Genomic DNA, 22,445 nt, shown 5'->3' on the forward strand with positions numbered 1-22,445 from the left:
ACATGTGCGGTATTGTCGGTATCGCCGGTTTTGCACCGGTAAACCAGTCGATTTATGATGCGCTGACGGTGCTTCAGCACCGAGGCCAGGATGCTGCGGGCATCGTTACCATTGATGCCCATAATGGGTTCCGGCTGCGTAAAGCAAACGGCTTGGTGAAGGATGTATTTGAAACCCGGCATATGCTGCGCTTACAGGGGAATATGGGTATTGGCCATGTTCGTTACCCGACGGCTGGCAGTTCTAGTGCTTCCGAGGCTCAGCCTTTCTACGTTAACTCACCGTTTGGCATCACTCTGGCTCATAACGGTAATCTGACTAACGCTCACCAACTGAGAAAGGAATTATTCGAAGTTTCTCGCCGTCATGTGAACACCACTTCTGACTCAGAAATTCTGCTGAATATTTTTGCCAGTGAATTAGACCGTTTTCAACATTATCCGTTGGAGTCAGACAATATTTTTGCCGCTGTTGCTGCAACGCATCAGTTGATCCGTGGGGCATATGCTTGCGTCGCGATGATTATCGGCCATGGTATGGTTGCGTTCCGTGACCCTAACGGTATTCGTCCGTTGGTTATGGGTAAGCGCGCTTTGGCTGACGGCCGCAATGAATATATGGTCGCTTCTGAAAGTGTGGCACTGGATACTCTTGGTTTTGAATTCCTGCGTGATGTTGCACCAGGCGAGGCCGTGTATATCACGGAAAAAGGCCAGTTGTTCACCCGCCAGTGTGCTGAAAATCCGAAATATAATCCGTGCTTGTTTGAGTATGTTTATTTTGCTCGCCCAGACTCCTTTATGGATAAAATTTCTGTTTACAGTGCGCGCGTGCGCATGGGGCAGAAGTTGGGTGCCAAAATTGCCAAACAGTGGGAAGATCTGGATATTGACGTTGTCATTCCTATCCCGGAAACATCTTGCGATATCGCGCTGGAAATCGCCCGTATTCTGGATAAACCGTACCGTCAGGGGTTTGTGAAAAACCGTTATGTTGGCCGTACCTTTATCATGCCTGGTCAACAGGAACGTCGTAAATCAGTGCGCCGTAAACTCAATGCCAACCGCGCAGAGTTCCGTGATAAGAACGTCTTATTAGTAGATGACTCTATCGTGCGTGGCACAACGTCGGAACAAATTGTCGAGATGGCGCGTGAGGCTGGGGCGAAGAAGGTCTATTTCGCCTCTGCTGCACCGGAAATTCGTTTCCCGAATGTGTATGGCATTGATATGCCAAGTGCGAACGAATTGATTGCCCATGGTCGTGAAGTGGATGAAATCCGCCAGTTGATTGGTGCCGATGCACTGATTTTCCAGGATCTTAGCGATCTTATCGAGGCAGTACGCGAAGATAACCCAGACATCATCCAGTTTGAGTGCTCGGTCTTTAACGGCGTTTACGTGACTAAAGATGTCGATCAGAGCTATCTGGAATATCTTGAGTCGTTACGTAACGATGATGCGCAGGCATTACGTAATCATAACGAAGCCGAGAATCTGGAGATGCATAACGAAGGGTAATACCTGTCATCTTTCACGTTGCAGATGTGTTGGCCGCGGCCAATCCACGCTGCATCTTGAAATTTATTCGGTATATTCAAGTCATCGGCAGAGCATGAATCAAAAAGGTGCAACCAGCGTTCCGGCGCGGTGCACCTTTTTTGTTATCTACCCGAGGGCCATGAGTATTGTGGCAAAACGGGGCCAATAACTTGCTAATCCGCACTTGATACGGCAAAGTCTGGCGATATTTCTTTATGTTATGCTCACTCTATAAGGCATAACATCAGCGCGAGGCAGTACCCCATGAAACGACTTATTATCGGCATTAGCGGTGCCAGCGGTGCCATTTATGGTGTACGGCTATTACAGGTGCTACAACATGTCGAGGGCGTGGAAACTCATCTTATTCTCAGTAATGCGGCGCGCCAAACGCTGGCGCTGGAAACTGAGCTCAGCGTAAAGGATGTGCAGGCACTGGCCGATGTTGTACATGACTCACGTGACATTGCTGCTTGTATCTCATCTGGGTCATTCAAGACCTGTGGCATGGTCATTTTGCCTTGTTCAATCAAAACGTTATCTGGCATTGTTCATAGCTATACCGACGGTTTGCTGACCCGTGCTGCTGATGTGATCTTAAAAGAGCGCCGCCCCTTGGTGTTGGGTGTGCGCGAAACCCCGTTGCATTTAGGGCATTTACGCCTGATGGTACAAGCCGCTGAGCTGGGCGCTATCATTATGCCGCCGATGCCAGCGTTTTATCATCGACCACAAACCATTCAAGATATTATTGATCAGACCGTTAATCGGGTTATCGATCAATTTGATATCGAACTACCTGAAGACCTGTTTACGCGTTGGCAAGGTAGTAATTAACATTTTCCCCTTAATTGATACATTTGTGCAACATCGCACTGAAATGGGGCGGATAATGCACCACAATGATCCTGTTTGAGAAGGTGTGTCAGGGCATGCGTTCCGTATTCGATTTTTGCGTACAACTTGATGCTGGTATTTAGCGGTGATCGTGCTAATTAAGCAGTAGTGAAATTAGCTTTATCGCCAGATGATTACTGGCACGATTACTGCAAATTGGTTTATGAACGCTCTGGGTTGTACGGAAAACTAACGCACTTTATGGCATCGAAAATCAATTTGAGGGTTATGTATGAATAAGAAGATCTTGGTTCTTCCGCTAGTATTAGCATTGGCTGCTGCCAGCAGTGCTTTTGCTGCCATTCCTAAAGATGTCAAAATTGGTACTGATCCAACTTATGCTCCTTTTGAGTCCAAAAATGCCAGTGGTGAATTGGTAGGTTTTGATATCGATATAGCAAAAGAGTTATGTAAACGTATCGATACCAAATGTACTTTTGTTGAAAGTGACTTCGATGCATTAATCCCATCGCTCAAAGCTAAAAAAATCGATGCCATTATCTCCTCACTCTCCATTACTGAAAAACGCCAAAAAGAGATTGCTTTCACCGACAAGCTCTACGCGGCCAATGCCCGTTTAATTGCCACCAAAGGCAGTAAAATCGAGCCTACATTAGTGGCCTTGAAAGGCAAACGTGTTGGGGTGTTGCAAGGCTCTACTCAGGAAGCATTTGCCAATGCTGAGTGGCAGCCAAAAGGTATTGATGTAGTTGCTTATCAAAATCAGGATCTGATTTATGCTGACTTGGCCTCGGGGCGCATTGATGCGGCTTTCCAGGATGAAGTTGCAGGCAGTGAAGGTTTCCTGAAACAAGAGGCGGGTAAAGGTTATGCTTTCGCCGGTCCATCAGTAAAAAATGATCAATTCTTTGGCGTAGGTACCGGTATGGGCTTGCGTAAAGATGATGCAGAACTGAAAGCGGCGCTGGATAAAGCCTTTGCAGAAATGCGCAAAGATGGCACTTACGACAAGCTGGCGAAGAAATATTTCGATTTTGATGTTTACGGCGGTTAATCACCTTTGCCGTTAAGGCCCCAGCCAAAAATGGTTGGGGCCTCTACATGCAATTAAACATAGCAATTAACCAGACTCCTTACTCAGTAAAACAGGATAACCCAGATGCTGGATGGATATTCGAAACTGATATTTGAAGGTGCGCTGGTGACGCTGGAGTTGGCACTGTGTTCAGTGCTGCTGTCAGTGATTATCGGCTTGATTGGTGCCGGTGGAAAGTTATCATCGAATCGGCTGTTATCTGGCTTTTTTGAATGCTACACCACACTAATCCGTGGTGTACCCGATTTAGTCTTAATGCTGCTTATCTTCTACGGTTTGCAGATAACCCTAAATAGCATTACTGAATCAATTGGTTTTGAGCAAATCAATATTGATCCTCTCTCCGCTGGGATAATTACCCTTGGCTTTATCTATGGTGCTTACTTCACTGAAACCTTCCGGGGTGCCTATATGGCGGTACCCAGCGGCCAGATTGAGGCGGCGACGGCATTTGGTTTCACCCCTAGCCAAATTTTCCGCAGAATCATGTTTCCTGCCATGATGCGCTATGCACTGCCCGGTATCGGCAATAACTGGCAAGTCATTCTAAAGGCAACGGCATTGGTCTCTATTTTGGGGTTAAATGATGTGGTTAAGGCCACACAGTTGGCAGGCAAGGGGACTTATCAGCCATTCTTCTTCGCTTTAGTGGCCGGCGTGGTCTATCTGGTCTTCACCACGGTATCGAATGGCGTATTACTGTGGCTAGAACGGCGCTATTCCCATGGGGTGAAGAGGGCTGAGCTATGATAGAGATCCTGCAACAATATTGGCAAGCACTGCTCTGGAGTGATGGTTATCGCTTCACCGGGATGGCTGTCACCTTATGGTTACTTATTTCCTCAGTCGTCATGGGCGGGTTGCTGGCAATTCCTTTGGCAGTAGCAAGGGTCGCCGAACGGCGTTGGATTCGCTTGCCGGTTTGGATTTTTACTTATATCTTCCGTGGTACGCCCTTATATGTACAACTATTGGTATTCTATTCCGGCATGTACAGTTTGGAGATTGTCCGAGGCAATGATTTGCTGAATGCATTTTTCCGCAGCGGATTGAATTGCACTATTTTGGCGCTAACATTGAATACCTGTGCTTATACCACTGAGATTTTCGCTGGGGCCATTCGTTCGGTGCCACATGGTGAAATCGAAGCCGCCAGAGCCTATGGTTTTTCACGTTTTAAATTGTATCGCTGTATTATTTTACCTTCTGCGCTGCGTATTGCCTTACCGGCTTACAGTAATGAGGTAATCTTAATGCTGCACTCCACCGCTCTGGCATTTACTGCCACGGTGCCAGATATACTGAAAATAGCGCGTGATATTAACGCTGCAACTTATCAGCCGTTTTATGCTTTTGGTATTGCTGCCGTACTTTATCTGATTATCTCCTTTACGCTAATTAGCCTGTTCCGCCAGGCAGAGAAACGTTGGCTGGCTCATATAAAACCTCAGGCATCGCATTAAGTACGGAGATCTTATGACTGACACATTAGAAACTAAAATAGCTGAAACCAAACTGTCTGTGACGGAATTGCATAAGCACTACGGTGAACATGAAGTTTTAAAAGGTGTTTCACTTTCGGCTAAAGCAGGGGATGTTATCTCCATTATTGGTTCCTCCGGCTCAGGGAAAAGTACCTTTTTACGCTGTATCAACTTTTTGGAAAAGCCCAGTGAAGGCTCGATTAGCGTTAATAATCGAGATATCCGCCTGGTACGGGATAAAGATGGGCAATTGAAAGTTTTTGATAAAAAAGAGCTGCAACTGTTGCGCACGCGCCTGACGATGGTATTCCAACATTTTAATTTGTGGAGCCATATGACGGTGCTGGAGAATGTAATGGAGGCACCGGTTCAAGTCTTGGGGTTAAGTAAATCAGTGGCCAAAGAGCGGGCTATCCGTTATCTGGATAAAGTTGGAATTGATGAGCGCGCACGGGCTAAATATCCGGTACATCTATCAGGAGGCCAGCAGCAGCGTGTTTCCATTGCCCGGGCACTGGCGATGGAACCCGATGTACTGCTATTTGATGAACCTACCTCTGCGCTGGACCCAGAACTGGTCGGTGAAGTATTGCGTATCATGCAAAAACTGGCCGAAGAGGGGAAAACCATGGTGGTGGTAACCCATGAAATGGAGTTCGCACGCCATGTTTCCAGCCATGTTATTTTCCTGCACAAAGGGGTAATCGAAGAGGAAGGCCCGCCGGCTGAACTTTTTGGTAACCCAAAGAGTAACCGCTTGCAGCAGTTCCTTTCTGGCGCACTAAAGTAACATCTCTGCGGGATAGCGATTTTATCTATCCCGCAGCAATTCGATTAAGCCGAGGGTTTGTGCAGCACATTGCGCAGTGCTTCTTCCAGTTCAAAATAGCGAAAGCCAAAACCAGCTTCTTCCAATCGTTTCGGCACCGCCCGTTGTCCGCCCAACACTAATGCTGCGGATTCGCCCAGCAATAAGCGGATCGCGGCGGCTGGTGTGCGGATAACCGCTGGCCGGTCTAACACGCTGGCCAGTGTGGCAATAAATTGCTCGTTATGTACCGGGTAAGGTGAAACCATATTAAATGGGCCGTTTAGGCCATCGGTAGTCAACAGATAATAGATCCCATGCACCATATCATCGATATGAATCCAGGGGAGATATTGGCGACCATCCCCTATTGGGCCACCTAGCCCAAGGCGCAACAGCGGCACCATTTTGGCTAGTGCACCGCCGTGTGGCGCTAATACAATACCCGTGCGTAACAGGCAAACGCGGGTATGACTACTTTCAGCCGCCCGAGCCAGATTTTCCCAGCGCTCGCACAACTGATGGGTAAATTCATCATGCGGCGTCTCTTCTTCGGTAACCAGAGCTTGCCCCTGATCACCATAAAAGCCAACGGCGGATCCTGAAATAAATACCGCTGGTGGTGTACTGCTGGCCCTTATTAACGTGCTCAGGCGTTCGGTTATCTGCCAGCGGCTTTGGCACAAAATCTCTTTTTGCTGTGGGGTCCAGCGTTTTTCTGCAATAGGCTCGCCAGCCAGATTGATTACTGCATCAAAATCATTGAGGTCATGTTTATCATTTAGCGTTGACCAGCAGGTGACTTGTGCGCCGAGCACATTATTCGCCCGCTGAGTGTCACGGGTTAGAACGGTTACTTGATGGGCTTGCGATAAAAGGAAGGCAGTTAGACTGCGCCCAATTAGGCCTGTAGCTCCGGTTATTAATATACGCATAGCCAATCTCCATTTATCCTCTTCTTACTTGAAGCCGCAGGGGGTTATCTGCGTTCACTTACCCAAATCGCTTACTTGATGCCTACCTGCAACGCCGAGTCCGTTGGGGATAGCGGCAGTCTGGTTTCTCCTTCAGCATAGGCTAACCTGCGATCTTCTCCTACGATGCTGAGCACATCCTGAGATTATTTTTTTAATCTCATCGGTAAGTCTGGGTGAGTCACATCATTTGGAAAAATAAAAAATAATAACTAAACAAATGCACCAATCTATCCGATTAATACAGTATTGAACGTTCAAGTAATACCACTTCGGCAGTAGAAAACTGCAGATATGGCTATTGTTCTGAACAACAAGAACGACTATAAGCCACACCTTGCTTACTTTTAAAACACTGATTTTGTGAATTTCTGCTAGAGTGAACAAACTAACCTGAATGGAGGAGAAGGCTGTTGGCCTCCTATACCTTGTGAAGTTTGGATGTTTTATAAATAAATGTTGGGTGCTTTATAAAAACTCGCGGTGGCTTATAAATCCTCCGGCTGAGGTCTGGTTGTGACCTCATTGTTGTCCATATACTTTTTCAGGTGCGCATGAAGCTAAATATCGAAGTTAATTGTTCTTATGTATGCGAGCCCATACATAGACAAGATGGTAGCTTACTGGCAGTAGAGCTATTAAGCCGATTTTCTGCGAAATCGGTCGATTTGCCCATCGATGTAGACAAGTTTATTAAAAAATTAGATATCGACGGAAAGACTGATTTATTCCAGGACCAGTTGCGGGCCGTAAAAGCGTATAGCGATTGGTTTATCACGCACAATGTTCTGCTTTCAATCAATATTGATTTTGATTTGGCGGGGGTGATTGTGACGGATGCTGCAATACGCCAGTTGTTGGATGAGATGCCTTTCCTACGATTGGAAATCATGGAGACCTTTTCTAATTTATCCGATGGGATGAATAACCCGTTGCTACGGGAACTAGCGGAGCGCTATCCGTTATGGTTAGACGATTTGGGCAGTGGCGGTTCCACCTTGAATGCAGTCACGGCCAATATTTTTGAATATGTAAAAATCGATAAGCATTTTTTCTGGCAACACAATAAACATACCTTCCCGATCTTAATCAATAATATTAAGAAATATTGCCTCGGTGTCATTGTGGTTGGCGTGGAAAATGAGGATGAGTCAGCGCAACTTAAGGGCAGCAATATTGATGCTATGCAGGGGTATTTATTCAATCCGGTGACATTGGATGAACTGGTATCTCAACCCTCGTTGTAACGCTACCCTCGTATTGTAGTTCACCTTGCGCTGATATTATTTTGTCGTGTCGGCGCTGTTTTTTGCGATAAAATTTTCTCATGACAGATTCCGATTTTTATCGGATTAATCCGACCAATTGGATGATAGAATAGACTTCTTTATCTCTCGTTAAGTCCCCAGGCGTTTATGCCACCTGATTTGCTGAGAGTAGACCTAAGAGAAAACGATATCATGAAGTTAATGTTTGCTTCTGACCTGCATGGTTCGTTACCCGCGACGGAAAAGGTTCTGGCTACCTTCGAGCGCAGTGGTGCGCAGTGGTTGGTGTTATTGGGTGATTTGCTTAACCATGGGCCACGTAATGCGTTACCCGCAGGTTATCAGCCAGCCGCGGTTGCAGAGCGCCTAAACCCCTATAAAGAAAGGATCATTGCGGTTCGTGGTAACTGTGACAGTGAAGTTGACCAGATGCTATTACAGTTCCCGATAATGGCCGGTTGGCAGCAGATTATTATGCCAGAAACCCGCCTATTTTTGACGCATGGTCACCTTTATCATCCCGGCGCACTTCCTCCGTTGCGTAAGGGGGATGTCTTAGTCTATGGTCATACTCATCTGCCCGAAGCTCAGCAACAGGCAGATATTATTTGTTTTAATCCAGGCTCGGTCAGTATCCCCAAAGGCGGATACCCGGCGAGCTATGGCATGTTAGACCAAGGAGTTTTACAGGTTCTGGCCCTACATAACGATGAACTTGTCACCCAATTGGATTTAAAAAAACTATTATAAATAGTTAGTTACTCAAATTGATTGATGCAGTAACGTCAAATCAGAAGGGTAAAATTATAATTAACAATTGCGCGAGTCTCACCGCGCCCAGATAGAAGGTTTCAGAGGATGGTGGAGCAAAATCCAGCAGCAGTCATCGAGTGGGTTGATATTGTTGATGAGCAAAATGAAGTTATTGCGCAATCCAGCCGTCAACAAATGAGAGCTCAACGACTACGCCACCGTGCTACCTATATTGTGGTGCACGATGGAATGGGGAAAATTCTGGTACAACGTCGTACCGAGAGTAAAGATTTCTATCCTGGTAAACTGGATGCCACCGCAGGTGGTGTTGTGCAGAGTGGTGAAAACTATCTGGAATCTGCGCGGCGTGAGGCAGAGGAAGAGTTAGGGATCGCCGGTGTCCCGTTTGCCGAACATGGCCTGTTTTATTTTGAAGAAGAGTGTTGCCGGGTTTGGGGCGGATTATTCAGTTGCGTGTCCCATGGGCCATTCGCACTACAGGCTGAGGAAATTGAAGAGGTATGCTGGATGGTACCGGAAGATATCACTGCCCGTTGTGACGAGTTTACCCCTGACTCTCTGAAAGCGCTGTCACTGTGGCTGACGCGTAACAATGAGCAGGATTACGGTAAAATCACCCCTCGCGAAGATTAATTCTTGCTTAAGCATAAAAAAGCCCCTCTTCAGGGGCTTTCGTGTTTCTTACTTTCATCTTGCTGATTATCTTACAATAATACCCAGTAAGATACCCAGCGCACCGAAGTCAGCATCACTGAACGTGGTATTGGCAAAGCCGATGTCACCCAGTACTGGCAGCAGGAAGACTGGCAGGAAGGTAATCAATAAGCCCTGCGCGAAGGCACCTAAAATAGCACCACGGCGGCCACCGGTTGCATTACCAAATACCCCGGCTGCTGCACCAACGAAGAAGTGAGGAACTACGCCTGGGATAATCACGGTCATGTCCATCAAGTAAAGTGCGAACATACCGATAAGACCCGCAGCAAAGCTGCTCAGGAAGCCAACCAGAACCGCATTAGGTGCGTATGGAAATACTACCGGGCAATCCAATGCAGGTTTTGCATTAGGAACTAGCTTGTCTGAAATCCCTTTAAATGCTGGCACTATCTCGGCAATAACCATACGTACACCTTGCAGGATGATGTACACACCCGCGGCAAAAGTGATGGATTGCATCAACGAGAACATAAACCAGTTCTTACCGCCACTCAGGCTTTTCACCACTTCTGGTCCGGCGAACAGGCAAGTCACGATAAAAATGATACACATGGTGAATGAGATAGCCACTGGTGTATCACGCAGGAACAGCAGGCTTTTCGGCACATTCATATCTTCAGTAGAATGTTCTTTATTACCGAATTTGCTACCGATAAAACCTGCCAGTACGTAAGACAGGGTAGAGAAGTGGCCAATTGCCACATCATCAGAACCGGTCACTTTTTTCATGTAAGGGTGGGCAATCGCTGGGAAGAACACCATCGCAACCCCAACTACCAACGAACCAATGACAATCAGTGTCACGCCGCTGATACCTGCGGTAGCCAGAATTACTGCCACCATCATCGACATAAACAGGGTGTGATGACCGGTCAGGAAGATAAATTTCCATGGCGTAAAGCGGGCAATCAGAATATTGATCACCATAGCGAAGAACATAATCATCGCCATCTCTTTACCAAAACTCTTTTGTGCCACAGAAACGATTGCTTCGTTATTCGGCACCACGCCCTGAATACCGAAAGCGTGTTGGAAGATATTGGCAAAATCACCCAGAGATGAAACCACCAGGCCCGCGCCCGCACCTAAAATGACAAAACCCATGATGGTTTTTACGGTGCCTTTAATACACTCAGTTACTGGTTTTTTCTGGGCAATCAGGCCGATTAACGCGATCAAACCGACCAGAACTGCCGGTTCAGAAAGCACATCACTCATTAAGAAACGAAAGAAATCCATGCCAGCCTCCGCTTACAGCGCGCCTAATTCAGTTAATGCCACAGACAAACGTTCTTTCATGGCTTTCTTATCAATCATGTTATCAAGAGCAACGATTTTGCCGCCAACCGACTGAGCAATGAGTTGCTCGGCAATATCTTTGGTACCGATGAAGATGTCACTTGGGGTACCTTTGGCAGAGCCAAGATCCACATGATCCACTTCGGCTGCGACTGCCAACTCTTTCAGAATACTTTTGATGCTGATTTCCATCATCAGGCTGGTACCTAAGCCGTTACCGCAAACCACTGTAATTTTCATTTTCTTTCCCCTTAAAATTATTATCCGTACTGAATGCCGTGATTAATAACGCGCAATGACTGATTGAATCTCTTGCGGCGTTTGTGCATTAAGTAAGGTTTGTACATCTTTATCGTTATCGAACAACTGAGCGAGTTGAGAAATAGCCTCAATATGGCTATTGCTGTCTGTCGCGGCTAACACAATGAGTAGTTTGACCGGGTCATTACCTTCAGCATTGAAAGTGACACCCTCGGTAATGACGGTTAATGCCAAAGAGAGTTTATTAACGCCTTCTTCCGGGCGGGCATGTGGCATCGCAATGCCGGGGCCGACCACGTAGTAAGGGCCAATAGCCTCATGGGAGCGATAAATAGCGTCGACATAGCGCGCTTCAATAGAGCCATTATCAATCAGTGGCTTACATGAAATTGCGATGGCCTCACGCCAGTCTTTTGCCTGGCTAACCACCTGAATGACGTCTGACGTTAACAGTGTTTTTAACATGATATTGATGACTCCCGATGACTGTTAACCAGAGAGTAGATAGTTATCGTAGTTATTAATGTGATGAATATCTCAATTGGTAGCGCTACCTGATAGCGCTACCAAATTTTGTGATAGCGCTATCATTTGTTGCGTCAGGGTCTTTGGCTATCTCGTAATAAGCCATATACAATGCAACGTATTGCCGAGATTCGTTCGGACTGATTTGTTTTATCCAAACAGGATATTTTAATTCGGCAAGAAATTTTAATCAGGCAGGAACTCAGCATGGAAAAAACACGCAAGCGCCGTAATACCGGGCGGGTCACTCTATTGGATGTGGCGAATTACGCTGGGGTAGGGTCGATGACTGTTTCCAGAGCGCTGAGAACGCCGGAGCAGGTTTCAGATAAGTTACGTGAGAAGATAGAGCAAGCTGTTGAAACATTAGGATATATTCCCAACCGTGCAGCGGGGGCTTTGGCCTCAGGACATAGCGATACTGTCGCGGTTTTGATTCCATCGCTTACCGATAAAGCCAGTTCCCGATTTATGCAGGCGCTACAACAGATTCTGAACAAGAATGAATTTCAGTTATTGCTGGGTTGCCATGAATATAATCAGCGGAAAGAAGCTGAAATACTGATGACACTGCTGCAAAGCAATCCAGCAGCGGTGGTGATATTCGGCTCACAACTGGCAGATAAAACTTATCAATTGCTAGAGCGAGCCAATATTCCTAGCGTTAATGTGGTGGGTTCCTACTTTAAAGGGGCAAAAATTACCCTTGAAGCGGCATTTTTTGAGTCTGCTTATGCATTAAGCAGTCATTTACTGGAGCGCGGTTATCACAATATTGGTTTTATTGGCGCTCATATGGATAACCGCTTGCAACGTCAGCAATTGAACGGCTGGCATAAAGCGATGCTGGAACATTACAAAAATGCCGATCAAACCGTCACTACACCAGAAACAGCCAGTTTGCAGTTTGGCCGCTATGCCTTGACGGAGATCCTACAACGCCAGCCGGAACTGGATGCTGTTATTTGCAGCCACGAAGATATCGCTTTGGGAGTGTTGTTTGAATGCCAGCGCCGCTTGCTGAAAATCCCCGGCGGGATCGCGGTTGCCTGCCTGGATGGCTCTGATAACTGTGATCAGACTCACCCGACGCTGACGTCGATGCGTATCGATTACCGGAAAATGGGTAAAGATGCCGGCAAGATGTTGATCGAACTGCTTGAGAGTGAGGACGATGGCGAGTTGAGTGAACCGGTTAGCCAGAGTTTCAGCTATAAATTTGAACCACGGCAGAGTACCTGAGGCTAGCGCCAAACAATAAAGGAAAACCGCCCCGCAGGGCGGCTTACCGGGCTTACTTGCCTGACGTGTTGATTATCACCGTGATTGAGTTGTTGAAAATACGCCAACCCCCATTCCCGGATGTTAACAATGCGCCAAATACAACGAGCACAATACAAAAGTACCGTTTCATTGTGCGGTCCATGCTTAGACCGCTTCACGCCAGCACCACCGGTGATACTACCGTGAATACAAGTACAGGGTTGCACTTGCGTTACGGCCAATGGATATCCTTCCCTTAAACCGATGCCCGCTTGCTTAAGGCGGCGAAAAGGTCCGCCGCGATTGTACACGAATGCACCCCCAGCCGATACTTGACAGTGAATAGCAACTGGCCCAAAATATGAGAACAGGGTTGCACTTGCGATATGTTAGTAACAGTTATTTTGATACTAACAAGCCCGCTGGAATGGCCGCTTACCGGACCAGCACAGAGAAACCGCCTATATGGCGGTTTTTTTGTTGGCGCGTTTTACGGATACGCTCTTTTGGCGAATGTGGTTACGAGGTGAAAGCGTTCTAACCCCAATTTATACATCGCTTTGCCAACAAACAAAAACGCCAGCACAAGGCTGGCGTTTCGTAGACAACGTAATCTTAGACTTAAGATGCGCTGGCGTCAGCCTGAGCGGATTGAATCGCCGTCAGTGCTACGGTATAGACGATATCGTCAACCAATGCACCACGGGACAAATCGTTAACTGGCTTACGCATACCTTGCAGCATCGGCCCGATAGAGATCAGGTCAGCAGAGCGTTGTACCGCTTTATAGGTGGTGTTACCGGTGTTCAAATCTGGGAAGATGAACACAGTGGCTTTACCTGCAACCGGTGAGTTAGGCGCTTTGGATTTTGCCACATCTGCCATGATTGCCGCATCATACTGCAACGGACCATCGATGATCAGATCTGGGCGTTTTTCTTGTGCCAGACGGGTCGCTTCACGTACTTTTTCGACATCGCTACCCGCACCAGAATTACCGGTAGAGTAAGAGATCATCGCCACACGTGGTTCAATACCGAATGCTGCAGCAGAATCCGCAGATTGAATAGCAATCTCAGACAGTTGTTCAGCGGTTGGATCTGGATTGATTGCACAGTCACCGTAAACCAGAACCTGGTCAGGCAGCAGCATAAAGAACACAGAAGAAACCAGTGAACTGCCTGGTGCGGTTTTGATCAACTGCAACGGTGGGCGGATGGTGTTTGCGGTGGTATGTACTGCACCGGAAACTAAACCGTCAACTTCACCTTTTTCTAGCATCAGAGTGCCGAGAACGACGTTGTCTTCCAACTGTTCGCGTGCGACCACTTCGGTCATGCCTTTGCTCTTACGCAGCTCAACCAGACGCGGAACATATTGTTCACGCACGGCAACAGGATCGATGATTTCAACGCCTTTGCCTAGCTCAATACCTTGCGCGGCAGCAACACGTTGGATCTCTTCTGGGTTGCCCAGTAGCACACAAGTCGCGATACCGCGTTCAGCGCAGATAGAAGCAGCCTTAACGGTACGTGGCTCATCGCCTTCTGGCAGTACGATGCGTTTACCGGCTTTACGGGCCAGTTCGGTCAGCTCGTAGCGGAATGCTGGTGGTGACAAGCGACGTGAACGCTCAGAAGTTGCACTCAGAGAGTCAATCCACTCACCACTGATATGGCTGGCAACGTAGTTTTGCAGCTTCTCAACACGCTCATGGTCGTCGGCGGGCACTTCCAGATTGAAGCTTTGCAGGCTGAGGGAGGTCTGCCAAGTGTTGGTATTAACCATAAATACTGGCAGGCCAGTTTGGAAGGCGCGCTCACACAGCTTTTTAATCGGTTCATCAATCGCATAACCACCTGTCAGCAGGATGGCACCAATTTCAACGCCATTCATTGCCGCCAGACAAGCTGAAACCAACACGTCTGGGCGGTCTGCTGAGGTCACCAACAGAGAACCTGGACGGAAATGTTCCAGCATATGCGGGATACTACGAGCACAGAAAGTGACCGATTTAACGCGGCGAGTTCTGATATCACCTTCGTTAACAATGGTCGCTTTCAGGTGATTAGCCATATCAATGGCACGAGTTGCAATCAGCTCGAAGCTCCAAGGCACACAACCCAGAACGGGCAGCGGGCTGTTGGCAAACAGTTGGCTCGGATCGATATTCGCAACGCTGGCCTTGGTGGAATCATCAAAGATTTCAGACAGGTCAGGGCGGGTACGGCCTTGCTCATCAACCGGTGCATTTAATTTGTTAATGATAACGCCGGTGATATTTTTGTTTTTGCTGCCACCAAAGCTGGAACGAGCCAGTTCAATACGCTCTTTCAGCTGATCCGGTGAGTCATTACCCAGCGCAATAACAAAGACGATTTCAGCATTCAGCGTTTTAGCAATTTCATAGTTCAATGCATTGGCAAACTGATGTTTACGTGTTGGCACCAAGCCTTCAACCAGAACCACTTCTGCGTCTTTGGTATTTTCGTGATAACGGGCAACAATTTCTTCCATTAACACATCTTGCTGGTTAGAACTCAGCAAGGTTTCCACATAACCCATGTTCAACGGCTCAGCAGCAGTGATGCTGGAGTTCGCACGGATAATAGTGGTGGTTTGGTCAGGTGCATCATCACCGGCACGAGGCTGGGCGATTGGCTTGAATACGCTCAGGCGTACACCTTTTTGTTCCATGGAGCGGATGACACCCAAGCTGACGCTGGTTAGACCAACGCTGGTGCCGGTAGGAATCAACATTATTGTACGGGACACGGCTAAACCTCTTTACGGTTATACCCTTCGTCCTTGAAGCCGCAGGGTTGTTGGCTACGCTCATGCACCCGAATCACTGACCTGAGTCAGCTCATCGGGATTTATTCGCTTGCCGCCTACCTGCAACTCCAATGACTTTGGGGACATCCTTCGTCCTTGGAACTTCAGGGGGTTGGCTACGTTCACTTACCCGAATCACTGACCTGAGTCAGCTTATCGGGATGCGTTCGCTTACCGCCTACCTGCAGCTCCAAGGTCTTTGGGTAAAAATACTTATGCGGTTAGGCGAGCAGCATCTTGCGCGATAACCAGTTCTTCATTGGTTGGGATAACCAGAGCCAGACGGCTGCCATCTTTGGTGATGGTGCCAGACTTACCAAAGCGTGCGGCCATATTACGCTCGTGGTCAATTTCAAAGCCCAGTAGACCCAGTTTGTCCAACGTCAGTTCACGTACCATTGCTGCGTTCTCACCAATACCGCCGGTGAAGACAACCGCGTCCAGACGGCCATCCATCAGCGCAGTATATGCACCGATGTATTTTGCCAGACGATGGCAGAACACATCCATTGCGCGGCGTGCATCTGCTTTAGTTGCATAGTTGTCTTCAACATAGCGGCAGTCACTGGTGACTTCCGTCAGGCCCAGCAGGCCAGATTCTTTGGTCAACAGCTTGCTGATCTGTTCCATGCTCATGCCCATGGCATCATACAAATGGAAAATGATCGCCGGGTCGATATCACCACTACGGGTGCCCATGACCAAACCTTCCAGTGGTGTCAGGCCCATAGAAGTATCAACACATTTACCGTTACGAACCGCAGTGACTGAACCACCGTTGCCCAAATGGCAAGTGATGACGTTCAGCTCTTCCAGTGGCTTGTTCAGGGTTTTAGCGGCTTCCTGGCTGACGTAGAAGTGGCTGGTGCCGTGTGCGCCATAGCGACGGATACCGTTTTCTTTGTATAAACGGTACGGCAGGGCGTAGAGATAAGACTCTTCTGGCATGGTCTGATGGAATGCAGTGTCAAAGACGGCGACATTTTTATCAGCCAGATTCGGGAATGATTTCAACGCTTCAGCGATACCGATCAAGTGAGCTGGGTTATGCAGTGGTGCAAATGGGATGGAATCTTTGATACCCTGAATAACTTCGTCGGTAACGATAGCGGATGCTGTAAACTTCTCGCCACCATGAACAATACGGTGACCAATAGCGGTCAGTTGCGCGGAAAGCTCTGGTTTTTGTGCCAGAATAGTATTAACAATGAAATTCAGTGCTTCGCTGTGTGCTGCACCAGCACCCAATGCTGCTTCCTGTTTGCCACCATCAAGTTTCCATTTGATGCGGGCTTCAGGCAGATGGAAGCATTCGGCTAAACCAGAGAGGTGTTCTTCACCGTTGGTCGCGTCGATGATAGCAAATTTTAGGGAAGAGCTACCGCAGTTAAGAACCAGTACTAGCTTACTCGACATGGAAGTACCTATTTTATAGTCGTGTTCAACATTTGTTTTTACACAACGATGCGCGTGGGGCATTGAAGGTGCAAAAACAGCGAAAAACATGTGGTTAATAAAACGTCAATCAGTCCAAAAGCGTAGCGCATATTGGCGTCGACATTAATGATTAACATCATGCGATAGAGAAAAAGGCATGATGATGGAAAAATCGCGGATTAAACGCTAAGTGCAAACGTTAAAACCTGGTGGTAAAAATCGGTGCGATTTAACAAAAATGATTTAAAAGCTGCAAAAAGTTGACATATTTAGTGCCATCTTCTAGCGGCCAAAAGGCCGAGCTAGGATACCGATAGCGCAGCCTAAAAACAAAATATATTTAACAGACTAATTTTTAGTTTGTGGATTGCAAAAAAAATTTTAATTTTTGTTTGTGAAGTTGAGGTAAACCATGACAACAAAACCCTCTGATTCTGTAAGTTGGTTTCAGGTACTCCAGCGCGGCCAACTTTATATGAAGACCTGGCCTGCAGATAAGCGCCTGGCGACAGTGTTTCCCGAAAATCGCGTGGTTACGGCGACACGTTTCGGTATCCGCTTTATGCCTCCGTTGGCCATTTTTACCCTGACCTGGCAGATAGCCCTCGGTGGGCAGCTAGGGCCAGCTATCGCAACTGCGCTGTTCGCCTGTGGTTTACCATTACAAGGGTTATGGTGGTTAGGTAAGCGTGCGATAACCCCATTACCGCCAACGTTACTCAAGTGGTTCCACGAGGTACGCAACAAGCTGACTGAAGCGGGGCAGGCCGTTGCACCGGTCGAGCAGACGCCAACTTACCAATCCCTGGCGGATGTGCTGAAACGTGCCTTCAAACAGTTGGATAAAACATTTCTTGATGACCTCTAAGGGGCGTTTTATGCCAGCAGCTTTCTATGCATCAAAGGATTAGTGGTGCAAAATCCCCTGTCAAATCAAAGTATGGCCTAAGCCTGTGTGCGATGATTTCCTCATTATTTATGTTTTAGGAGTTAGTGATGGATATGACAAACGCCCAACGACTGATTCTGTCGAATCAGTACAAAATGATGACCATGCTGGACCCGGAAAATGCTGAGCGTTATCGTCGCCAGCAAACCATTGTCGAGCGCGGCTTTGGTTTGCAGATGCGTGAACTGGACCGTGATTTTGGTGAAATGAGCGAAGATACTTGCCGTACTATCATTAATATCATGGAGATGCATCACGCCCTGCAAGTCTCCAGCGGTAACCTGAAAGACAAGCAAGACTTGGATGAGCGCCGTATCTCATTCCTCGGCTTTGATGCTGCTACCGAATCCCGTTATCTGAGTTATGTGCGCTTTATGGTTAATACTGAAGGGCGTTACACCCATTTTGACTCAGGAACTCATGGTTTCAACTCTCAAACCCCAATGTGGGATAAATACCAACGTATGCTGGCTATCTGGCAATCATGTCCACGCCAATACCATTTGAGTGCCGTTGAAATTTCGCAAATCATCAATGCCTGATAACGTGTAACTTGTGTGCTATCAGTAAGTTGAAGAAATAGTTTTACTGAAGAGGATGTGCTTGTGGAGTGTAAAGGTTTTCTTTTTGATTTGGACGGGACGTTGGTTGATTCTTTACCTGTTGTCGAACGGGCCTGGATTGGCTGGGCGCAAGGGCGAGGCATCAATCCAGCAGAAGTTCTTGATTTTATCCATGGCAAACAAGCAATTACCTCTTTACGTCATTTCATGTCAGGTGCAAGCGAGGCTGAAATTCAGGCTGAGTTTCTGGCATTGGAGCAGATTGAAGCCAATGACACCGATGGTGTGAGTGCACTGCCAGGCGCAGTGGCACTGTTGGATCGACTAAACAGCCTGTCAATTCCGTGGGCTATTGTCACTTCTGGCTCGGTACCGGTCGCTTCTGCTCGCCGTGCTGCCGGCCATCTGCCGGTACCTGAAGTGTTTATCACCTGCGAACAGGTTAAGCATGGCAAACCTCAGCCGGATGCTTATCTGTTGGGGGCCGAGCGCTTAGGGTTGGCTCCTGCTGATTGTATCGTAGTGGAAGATGCCCCTGCGGGGATTTTGTCAGGCTTGGCGGCGGGCTGTCAGGTGATTGCAGTCAACGCTCCGGCGGATACGCCAAAACTTGATCAGGTTGATTTGGTGCTCAGTTCGCTGGAACAAATTAATGTTGAAGTGACCACTAATGGCGCACGGGTTGTGCGAGTAGGTTAAGTTTTCGCGCGATGCTTAAACATCTTCACTGAGAGCGCCTGATGGCGCTCTTTTACTGTCTGGAACCTCACAAATTGATAAACTTTTTTCAGGGAAAAAATACAATTAAACGCTTTGCGGGATAGTAAGCACATAAATTTGCAGTCATTATTGATCTCAGACAGCGGCCATCGCTGATTTTAATGTTTTACTGCCAGAGCCGGATATTCCCTTTCACTTTTTGCCAACGAGGCCATTTTGAACAGCGAACTATTGTGGGTGTTGACGCTACTTCTAATAGCTATTGTGCTGTTTACTACCAATAAACTGCGCATGGACGTGGTAGCACTGTTGGTCATTATTGCCTTTGTGATGAGCGGTACGTTGTCATTAGGTGAGGCGACCAGCGGATTCAGTGATCCCAACGTGATATTGATTGCGGCGCTGTTTGTTATTGGTGAAGGGTTAGTCAGAACCGGTGTTGCCTATCAGGTGGGCGATTGGTTGGTGAAAGTCGCCGGTCACAGTGAAACCAAAATGTTGGCGCTGTTAATGGTAACGGTTGCCGGATTGGGCGCTTTTATGAGTTCAACTGGCGTGGTGGCGATCTTTATCCCTGTGGTACTGAGTGTTGCCAGCCGGATGAAAATTTCGCCGGGGCGTTTAATGATGCCGCTGAGTTTTGCTGGTTTGATAAGTGGCATGATGACGTTGGTGGCAACACCGCCAAATATGGTGGTAAACAGTGAGTTACTGCGCGAAGGCATCAAAGGGTTTGGCTTCTTTGGTGTGACTCCGATTGGTATCATCATTTTGCTAATGGGTGTTGGTTACATGCTAGTGGCCCGGCGCTGGTTGGGAGGGAAGCCGGAAAGCTCAGAGAAAGAGCAGCAATGGAAACGCCGTACTTTCCGAGACCTTATTCGCGATTATAAACTGAATGGCCGTGCGCGCCGTTTGGCTATCCGCCATGATTCTCCTTTGATTGGCCGTTCACTTGACGAGCTGCATCTGCGTGCCCGTTATGGGGCAAATGTGGTGGGGATTGAACGCTGGAAGCGTTTTCGGCGTGTGATGGTGAGCGCCACCGGTTCATCCGAATTGCACGAGAACGATGTCTTACTGATTGATATGTCAGATTGCGACATAGACTTACGTGAATTTTGTACCGAGCAGATGCTGGAGCCGATGGTACTGCGCGGTGAATACTTCTCCGAGCAGGCGCGCAACGTCGGAATGGCTGAGGTTTCGCTCATTCCTGATTCCGCTCTATTGGGAAAGAGTCTACGTGAGGTCACCTTCCGTACCCGCTATGGTTTAAATGTGGTGGGTATCCGCCGCAATGGTAAGACTTTGGAAGGCAAACTGGTTGATGACAAATTACAGTTTGGCGACATCTTACTGGTGATCGGTGATTGGAAACTGATTCGCCAGTTGCAGTTAAAGACCCGTGATTTCATCGTACTGAACCTGCCGGCTGAAGTGGATGAAGTGGCACCGGCCATTTCGCAAGCCCCCCACGCATTGTTCTGTCTGGCGTTGATGGTTGCCATGATGATGACCGACGAGGTGCCGAATGTGATTGCAGCGCTGGTCGCCTGTTTACTGATGGGGCAGTTCCGATGTATTGATATGGAAAGTGCTTATCGTTCAATCCATTGGCCGAGCTTGATTTTGATCATCGGGATGATGCCCTTTGCGCAGGCATTGCAGAAAACCGGCGGGGTTGATTTGATTGTTCGTGGTTTGATGGATGTGGCCGGTGGGATGGGGCCGCGCGTCATGCTGCTATGTTTGTTTGTGTTGTGTGCCACAATCGGATTGTTTATTTCTAATACGGCAACGGCAGTTCTAATGGCACCGATTGCCATTGCTGCTGCGCGGGAGATGTCAGTCTCGCCATATCCCTTTGCGATGATTATTGGTATTGCAGCCTCAGCCGCTTTTATGACCCCCGTTTCGTCACCGGTGAACACCTTGGTATTAGGGCCTGGTGGCTATAAATTCGGTGATTTTGTCCGCATGGGGGTACCATTTACGATATTAGTCATGATTGTTAGTGTGATGGTGGTGCCGGTGCTGTTTCCATTCTGATTGGGATGCTATGGGGTAAGAGTTGTGTTTAGTTTGGTTGATATGAGATTGGTGCTCACCTTGCCCCTTGGTGCCTCAACCGCCAAAGGGGTCACAAGCGCGTGACCCCTTGTGGAATCCCCGCGTTAGCGCACGTATCGCGTGCCTGCTTCGCAGGTCCCTCCGCGTGACGCCTAAAACGGGCGTCCTGCCCGTTTTCCTTGCCTATATTCTTCGCTCGGCAGCTCAAATATGCTTTTGAAAATTAACTTCAACTTCAACTTTAATCCAGTGAGTCGAGGCTGATTTCATCCAGTGACAGGCTAAAGCTGGGCACAAACACCGCCATAAAGTAATCCATTTCCGGGCTTTGGCGCATCGAGAGGGTTTTCTCCAACCGCGCTTTGGCTTGAATAAACTCGTTATTACCGGCCGATAACTCTTCCAGACATTTTAGATAAGCACACAGGGCATCGGCTTGTTTAACCAGCGCTTTCTCTTCTTCGCTGTAATAGTGCTCGTCCAGCAGACAGCGGAAATCATGCTGTAACTCCTTCGGCAGCATTTCGATCAGTTTTTGTTGGGCAACCTTTTCTATTTTTTTGTATTCGTGGGCGATTTGCGGGTTGTAATACTTGATGGGCGTCGGTAAATCCCCGGTAATCACTTCGCTGGCATCGTGGTACATCGCCAGCAGTGCAATGCGATCAGCATTAAGATTGCCGTTAAACTTACGGTTCTTAATGATAGCTAGCGCATGAGCGACAAATGCCACCTGCAAACTGTGTTCAGAGACATTCTCAGTGCGGACATTGCGCATCAGAGGCCAGCGGTTGATTAGTTTCAAACGGGATAGATGGGCGAAGAAATGACTCATAGTTTTCTCTCTATTCAATATATTAACCATAAGATGATGGAAACAATCTGCATACGAGGATAACATCAAATCGATTTGATCAATGAGATAATGAGTTAATTAAATATTCTCACAATATCTCAATTTTGTTTATTAAACCCTCACTTTATCTTTGTGTTTCATCCT

General features: G+C 47.6%; 21 protein-coding genes. 14 read left to right on the plus strand and 7 right to left on the minus strand.

The genetic code is table 11. The features are described 5' to 3' along the window. The first annotated feature begins 2 nt into the window (after window positions 1-2). The 6 genes from purF (at window position 3) to hisP (ending at window position 5,769) form a co-directional block, all read left to right on the plus strand. Window positions 3-1,520, plus strand: coding sequence for an amidophosphoribosyltransferase (gene purF, locus A6J67_RS10605; RefSeq protein ID WP_005192691.1), 1,518 nt, complete (start codon window positions 3-5; stop codon window positions 1,518-1,520). 285 nt (window positions 1,521-1,805) lie between these two features. Beyond that, window positions 1,806-2,378 (plus strand): UbiX family flavin prenyltransferase, encoded by a 573-nt coding sequence (locus A6J67_RS10610; RefSeq protein ID WP_005192689.1) that lies wholly within the window; start codon window positions 1,806-1,808, stop codon window positions 2,376-2,378. Between the two features lie 292 nt (window positions 2,379-2,670). Further along, window positions 2,671-3,453, plus strand: coding sequence for a histidine ABC transporter substrate-binding protein HisJ (hisJ, locus tag A6J67_RS10615; RefSeq protein ID WP_005192687.1), 783 nt, complete (start codon window positions 2,671-2,673; stop codon window positions 3,451-3,453). A 105-nt stretch (window positions 3,454-3,558) separates the two neighbouring features. Continuing rightward, window positions 3,559-4,245, plus strand: coding sequence for a histidine ABC transporter permease HisQ (locus A6J67_RS10620; RefSeq protein ID WP_005192685.1), 687 nt, complete (start codon window positions 3,559-3,561; stop codon window positions 4,243-4,245). Beyond that, window positions 4,242-4,958, plus strand: a complete 717-nt coding sequence (locus A6J67_RS10625) for an ABC transporter permease (protein WP_032907951.1) — start codon at window positions 4,242-4,244, stop codon at window positions 4,956-4,958. Before A6J67_RS10620 ends, A6J67_RS10625 begins: the two co-directional genes overlap by 4 nt. Before the next feature lie 13 nt (window positions 4,959-4,971). Beyond that, on the plus strand, window positions 4,972-5,769 hold the full coding sequence (gene hisP / locus A6J67_RS10630; RefSeq protein ID WP_074010338.1) for a histidine ABC transporter ATP-binding protein HisP: 798 nt from the start codon (window positions 4,972-4,974) through the stop codon (window positions 5,767-5,769). 44 nt (window positions 5,770-5,813) lie between these two features. Here the strand turns inward: hisP and A6J67_RS10635 are convergent, their stop codons facing one another. After that, on the minus strand, window positions 5,814-6,722 hold the full coding sequence (locus A6J67_RS10635; protein ID WP_042568331.1) for a TIGR01777 family oxidoreductase: 909 nt from the start codon (window positions 6,720-6,722) through the stop codon (window positions 5,814-5,816). Between the two features lie 593 nt (window positions 6,723-7,315). Here A6J67_RS10635 and A6J67_RS10640 point away from each other — a divergent pair. From A6J67_RS10640 to yfcD, 3 genes are all read left to right on the plus strand, one after another. Continuing rightward, entirely contained in the window at window positions 7,316-8,008 is a 693-nt protein-coding gene (locus A6J67_RS10640; RefSeq protein WP_032907949.1) for an EAL domain-containing protein, read from the plus strand. 213 nt (window positions 8,009-8,221) lie between these two features. Continuing rightward, the gene (gene yfcE, locus A6J67_RS10645) at window positions 8,222-8,779 is read left to right on the plus strand and encodes a phosphodiesterase (protein WP_042568330.1); all 558 of its coding nucleotides are present in this window, start codon (window positions 8,222-8,224) and stop codon (window positions 8,777-8,779) included. Between the two features lie 108 nt (window positions 8,780-8,887). Continuing rightward, window positions 8,888-9,436: an NUDIX hydrolase YfcD gene (gene yfcD / locus A6J67_RS10650; RefSeq protein ID WP_005192646.1), complete on the plus strand. Its 549-nt coding sequence runs from the start codon at window positions 8,888-8,890 to the stop codon at window positions 9,434-9,436. A 66-nt stretch (window positions 9,437-9,502) separates the two neighbouring features. Here the strand turns inward: yfcD and A6J67_RS10655 are convergent, their stop codons facing one another. Genes A6J67_RS10655 through A6J67_RS10665 form a run of 3 tightly spaced genes read right to left on the minus strand, consistent with a single transcriptional unit; the run spans window position 9,503 to window position 11,545 of the window. Continuing rightward, the gene (locus A6J67_RS10655) at window positions 9,503-10,759 is read right to left on the minus strand and encodes a PTS ascorbate transporter subunit IIC (RefSeq protein WP_005192644.1); all 1,257 of its coding nucleotides are present in this window, start codon (window positions 10,757-10,759) and stop codon (window positions 9,503-9,505) included. 12 nt (window positions 10,760-10,771) lie between these two features. After that, on the minus strand, window positions 10,772-11,059 hold the full coding sequence (locus A6J67_RS10660; protein WP_005192642.1) for a PTS sugar transporter subunit IIB: 288 nt from the start codon (window positions 11,057-11,059) through the stop codon (window positions 10,772-10,774). Window positions 11,060-11,101: 42 nt separating this feature from the next. Next, window positions 11,102-11,545, minus strand: a complete 444-nt coding sequence (locus tag A6J67_RS10665; RefSeq protein ID WP_005192639.1) for a PTS sugar transporter subunit IIA — start codon at window positions 11,543-11,545, stop codon at window positions 11,102-11,104. Between the two features lie 267 nt (window positions 11,546-11,812). Between A6J67_RS10665 and A6J67_RS10670 the strand changes: the two genes are divergently transcribed. Beyond that, entirely contained in the window at window positions 11,813-12,847 is a 1,035-nt protein-coding gene (locus A6J67_RS10670) for a LacI family DNA-binding transcriptional regulator (protein WP_005192635.1), read from the plus strand. Window positions 12,848-13,489: 642 nt separating this feature from the next. Here A6J67_RS10670 and pta read toward each other — a convergent pair. Continuing rightward, a complete protein-coding gene (gene pta, locus A6J67_RS10675) occupies window positions 13,490-15,628 on the minus strand; it encodes a phosphate acetyltransferase (protein WP_005192631.1) in 2,139 nt (712 codons plus the stop codon). A 288-nt stretch (window positions 15,629-15,916) separates the two neighbouring features. Next, the gene (gene ackA / locus A6J67_RS10680; RefSeq protein ID WP_005191350.1) at window positions 15,917-17,119 is read right to left on the minus strand and encodes an acetate kinase; all 1,203 of its coding nucleotides are present in this window, start codon (window positions 17,117-17,119) and stop codon (window positions 15,917-15,919) included. A gap of 433 nt (window positions 17,120-17,552) precedes the next feature. Between ackA and yfbV the strand changes: the two genes are divergently transcribed. The 4 genes from yfbV to A6J67_RS10700 all read left to right on the plus strand — a co-directional run bounded on the left by yfbV (window position 17,553) and on the right by A6J67_RS10700 (window position 21,424). Continuing rightward, entirely contained in the window at window positions 17,553-18,008 is a 456-nt protein-coding gene (gene yfbV, locus A6J67_RS10685; RefSeq protein WP_032907650.1) for a terminus macrodomain insulation protein YfbV, read from the plus strand. A gap of 128 nt (window positions 18,009-18,136) precedes the next feature. Continuing rightward, window positions 18,137-18,631 (plus strand): YfbU family protein, encoded by a 495-nt coding sequence (locus tag A6J67_RS10690; protein WP_005191347.1) that lies wholly within the window; start codon window positions 18,137-18,139, stop codon window positions 18,629-18,631. Between the two features lie 63 nt (window positions 18,632-18,694). Continuing rightward, the gene (locus tag A6J67_RS10695; RefSeq protein ID WP_005191345.1) at window positions 18,695-19,351 is read left to right on the plus strand and encodes a sugar phosphatase; all 657 of its coding nucleotides are present in this window, start codon (window positions 18,695-18,697) and stop codon (window positions 19,349-19,351) included. A 237-nt stretch (window positions 19,352-19,588) separates the two neighbouring features. Then, complete coding sequence (locus tag A6J67_RS10700) at window positions 19,589-21,424, plus strand: SLC13 family permease (protein WP_032907648.1); 1,836 nt, start codon at window positions 19,589-19,591, stop codon at window positions 21,422-21,424. A gap of 262 nt (window positions 21,425-21,686) precedes the next feature. Here A6J67_RS10700 and yfbR read toward each other — a convergent pair whose 3' ends face one another. After that, complete coding sequence (gene yfbR / locus A6J67_RS10705) at window positions 21,687-22,280, minus strand: 5'-deoxynucleotidase (protein WP_080608162.1); 594 nt, start codon at window positions 22,278-22,280, stop codon at window positions 21,687-21,689. Between the last annotated feature and the right edge of the window lie 165 nt (window positions 22,281-22,445).

The organism is Yersinia sp. FDAARGOS_228 (assembly GCF_002073315.2).
Lineage (GTDB): Bacteria > Pseudomonadota > Gammaproteobacteria > Enterobacterales > Enterobacteriaceae > Yersinia > Yersinia intermedia.

Excerpts from the sequence above, each read along its gene's own strand:
- purF (WP_005192691.1), top strand. The coding sequence starts at position 3 with ATGTGCGGTATTGTCGGTATCGCCGGTTTTGCACCGGTAAACCAGTCG.
- A6J67_RS10610 (WP_005192689.1), top strand. The coding sequence starts at position 1,806 with ATGAAACGACTTATTATCGGCATTAGCGGTGCCAGCGGTGCCATTTAT.
- hisJ (WP_005192687.1), top strand. The coding sequence starts at position 2,671 with ATGAATAAGAAGATCTTGGTTCTTCCGCTAGTATTAGCATTGGCTGCT.
- A6J67_RS10620 (WP_005192685.1), top strand. The coding sequence starts at position 3,559 with ATGCTGGATGGATATTCGAAACTGATATTTGAAGGTGCGCTGGTGACG.
- A6J67_RS10625 (WP_032907951.1), top strand. The coding sequence starts at position 4,242 with ATGATAGAGATCCTGCAACAATATTGGCAAGCACTGCTCTGGAGTGAT.
- hisP (WP_074010338.1), top strand. The coding sequence starts at position 4,972 with ATGACTGACACATTAGAAACTAAAATAGCTGAAACCAAACTGTCTGTG.
- A6J67_RS10635 (WP_042568331.1), bottom strand. The coding sequence starts at position 6,722 with ATGCGTATATTAATAACCGGAGCTACAGGCCTAATTGGGCGCAGTCTA.
- A6J67_RS10640 (WP_032907949.1), top strand. The coding sequence starts at position 7,316 with ATGAAGCTAAATATCGAAGTTAATTGTTCTTATGTATGCGAGCCCATA.
- yfcE (WP_042568330.1), top strand. The coding sequence starts at position 8,222 with ATGAAGTTAATGTTTGCTTCTGACCTGCATGGTTCGTTACCCGCGACG.
- yfcD (WP_005192646.1), top strand. The coding sequence starts at position 8,888 with ATGGTGGAGCAAAATCCAGCAGCAGTCATCGAGTGGGTTGATATTGTT.
- A6J67_RS10655 (WP_005192644.1), bottom strand. The coding sequence starts at position 10,759 with ATGGATTTCTTTCGTTTCTTAATGAGTGATGTGCTTTCTGAACCGGCA.
- A6J67_RS10660 (WP_005192642.1), bottom strand. The coding sequence starts at position 11,059 with ATGAAAATTACAGTGGTTTGCGGTAACGGCTTAGGTACCAGCCTGATG.
- A6J67_RS10665 (WP_005192639.1), bottom strand. The coding sequence starts at position 11,545 with ATGTTAAAAACACTGTTAACGTCAGACGTCATTCAGGTGGTTAGCCAG.
- A6J67_RS10670 (WP_005192635.1), top strand. The coding sequence starts at position 11,813 with ATGGAAAAAACACGCAAGCGCCGTAATACCGGGCGGGTCACTCTATTG.
- pta (WP_005192631.1), bottom strand. The coding sequence starts at position 15,628 with ATGTTGATTCCTACCGGCACCAGCGTTGGTCTAACCAGCGTCAGCTTG.
- ackA (WP_005191350.1), bottom strand. The coding sequence starts at position 17,119 with ATGTCGAGTAAGCTAGTACTGGTTCTTAACTGCGGTAGCTCTTCCCTA.
- yfbV (WP_032907650.1), top strand. The coding sequence starts at position 17,553 with ATGACAACAAAACCCTCTGATTCTGTAAGTTGGTTTCAGGTACTCCAG.
- A6J67_RS10690 (WP_005191347.1), top strand. The coding sequence starts at position 18,137 with ATGGATATGACAAACGCCCAACGACTGATTCTGTCGAATCAGTACAAA.
- yfbR (WP_080608162.1), bottom strand. The coding sequence starts at position 22,280 with ATGAGTCATTTCTTCGCCCATCTATCCCGTTTGAAACTAATCAACCGC.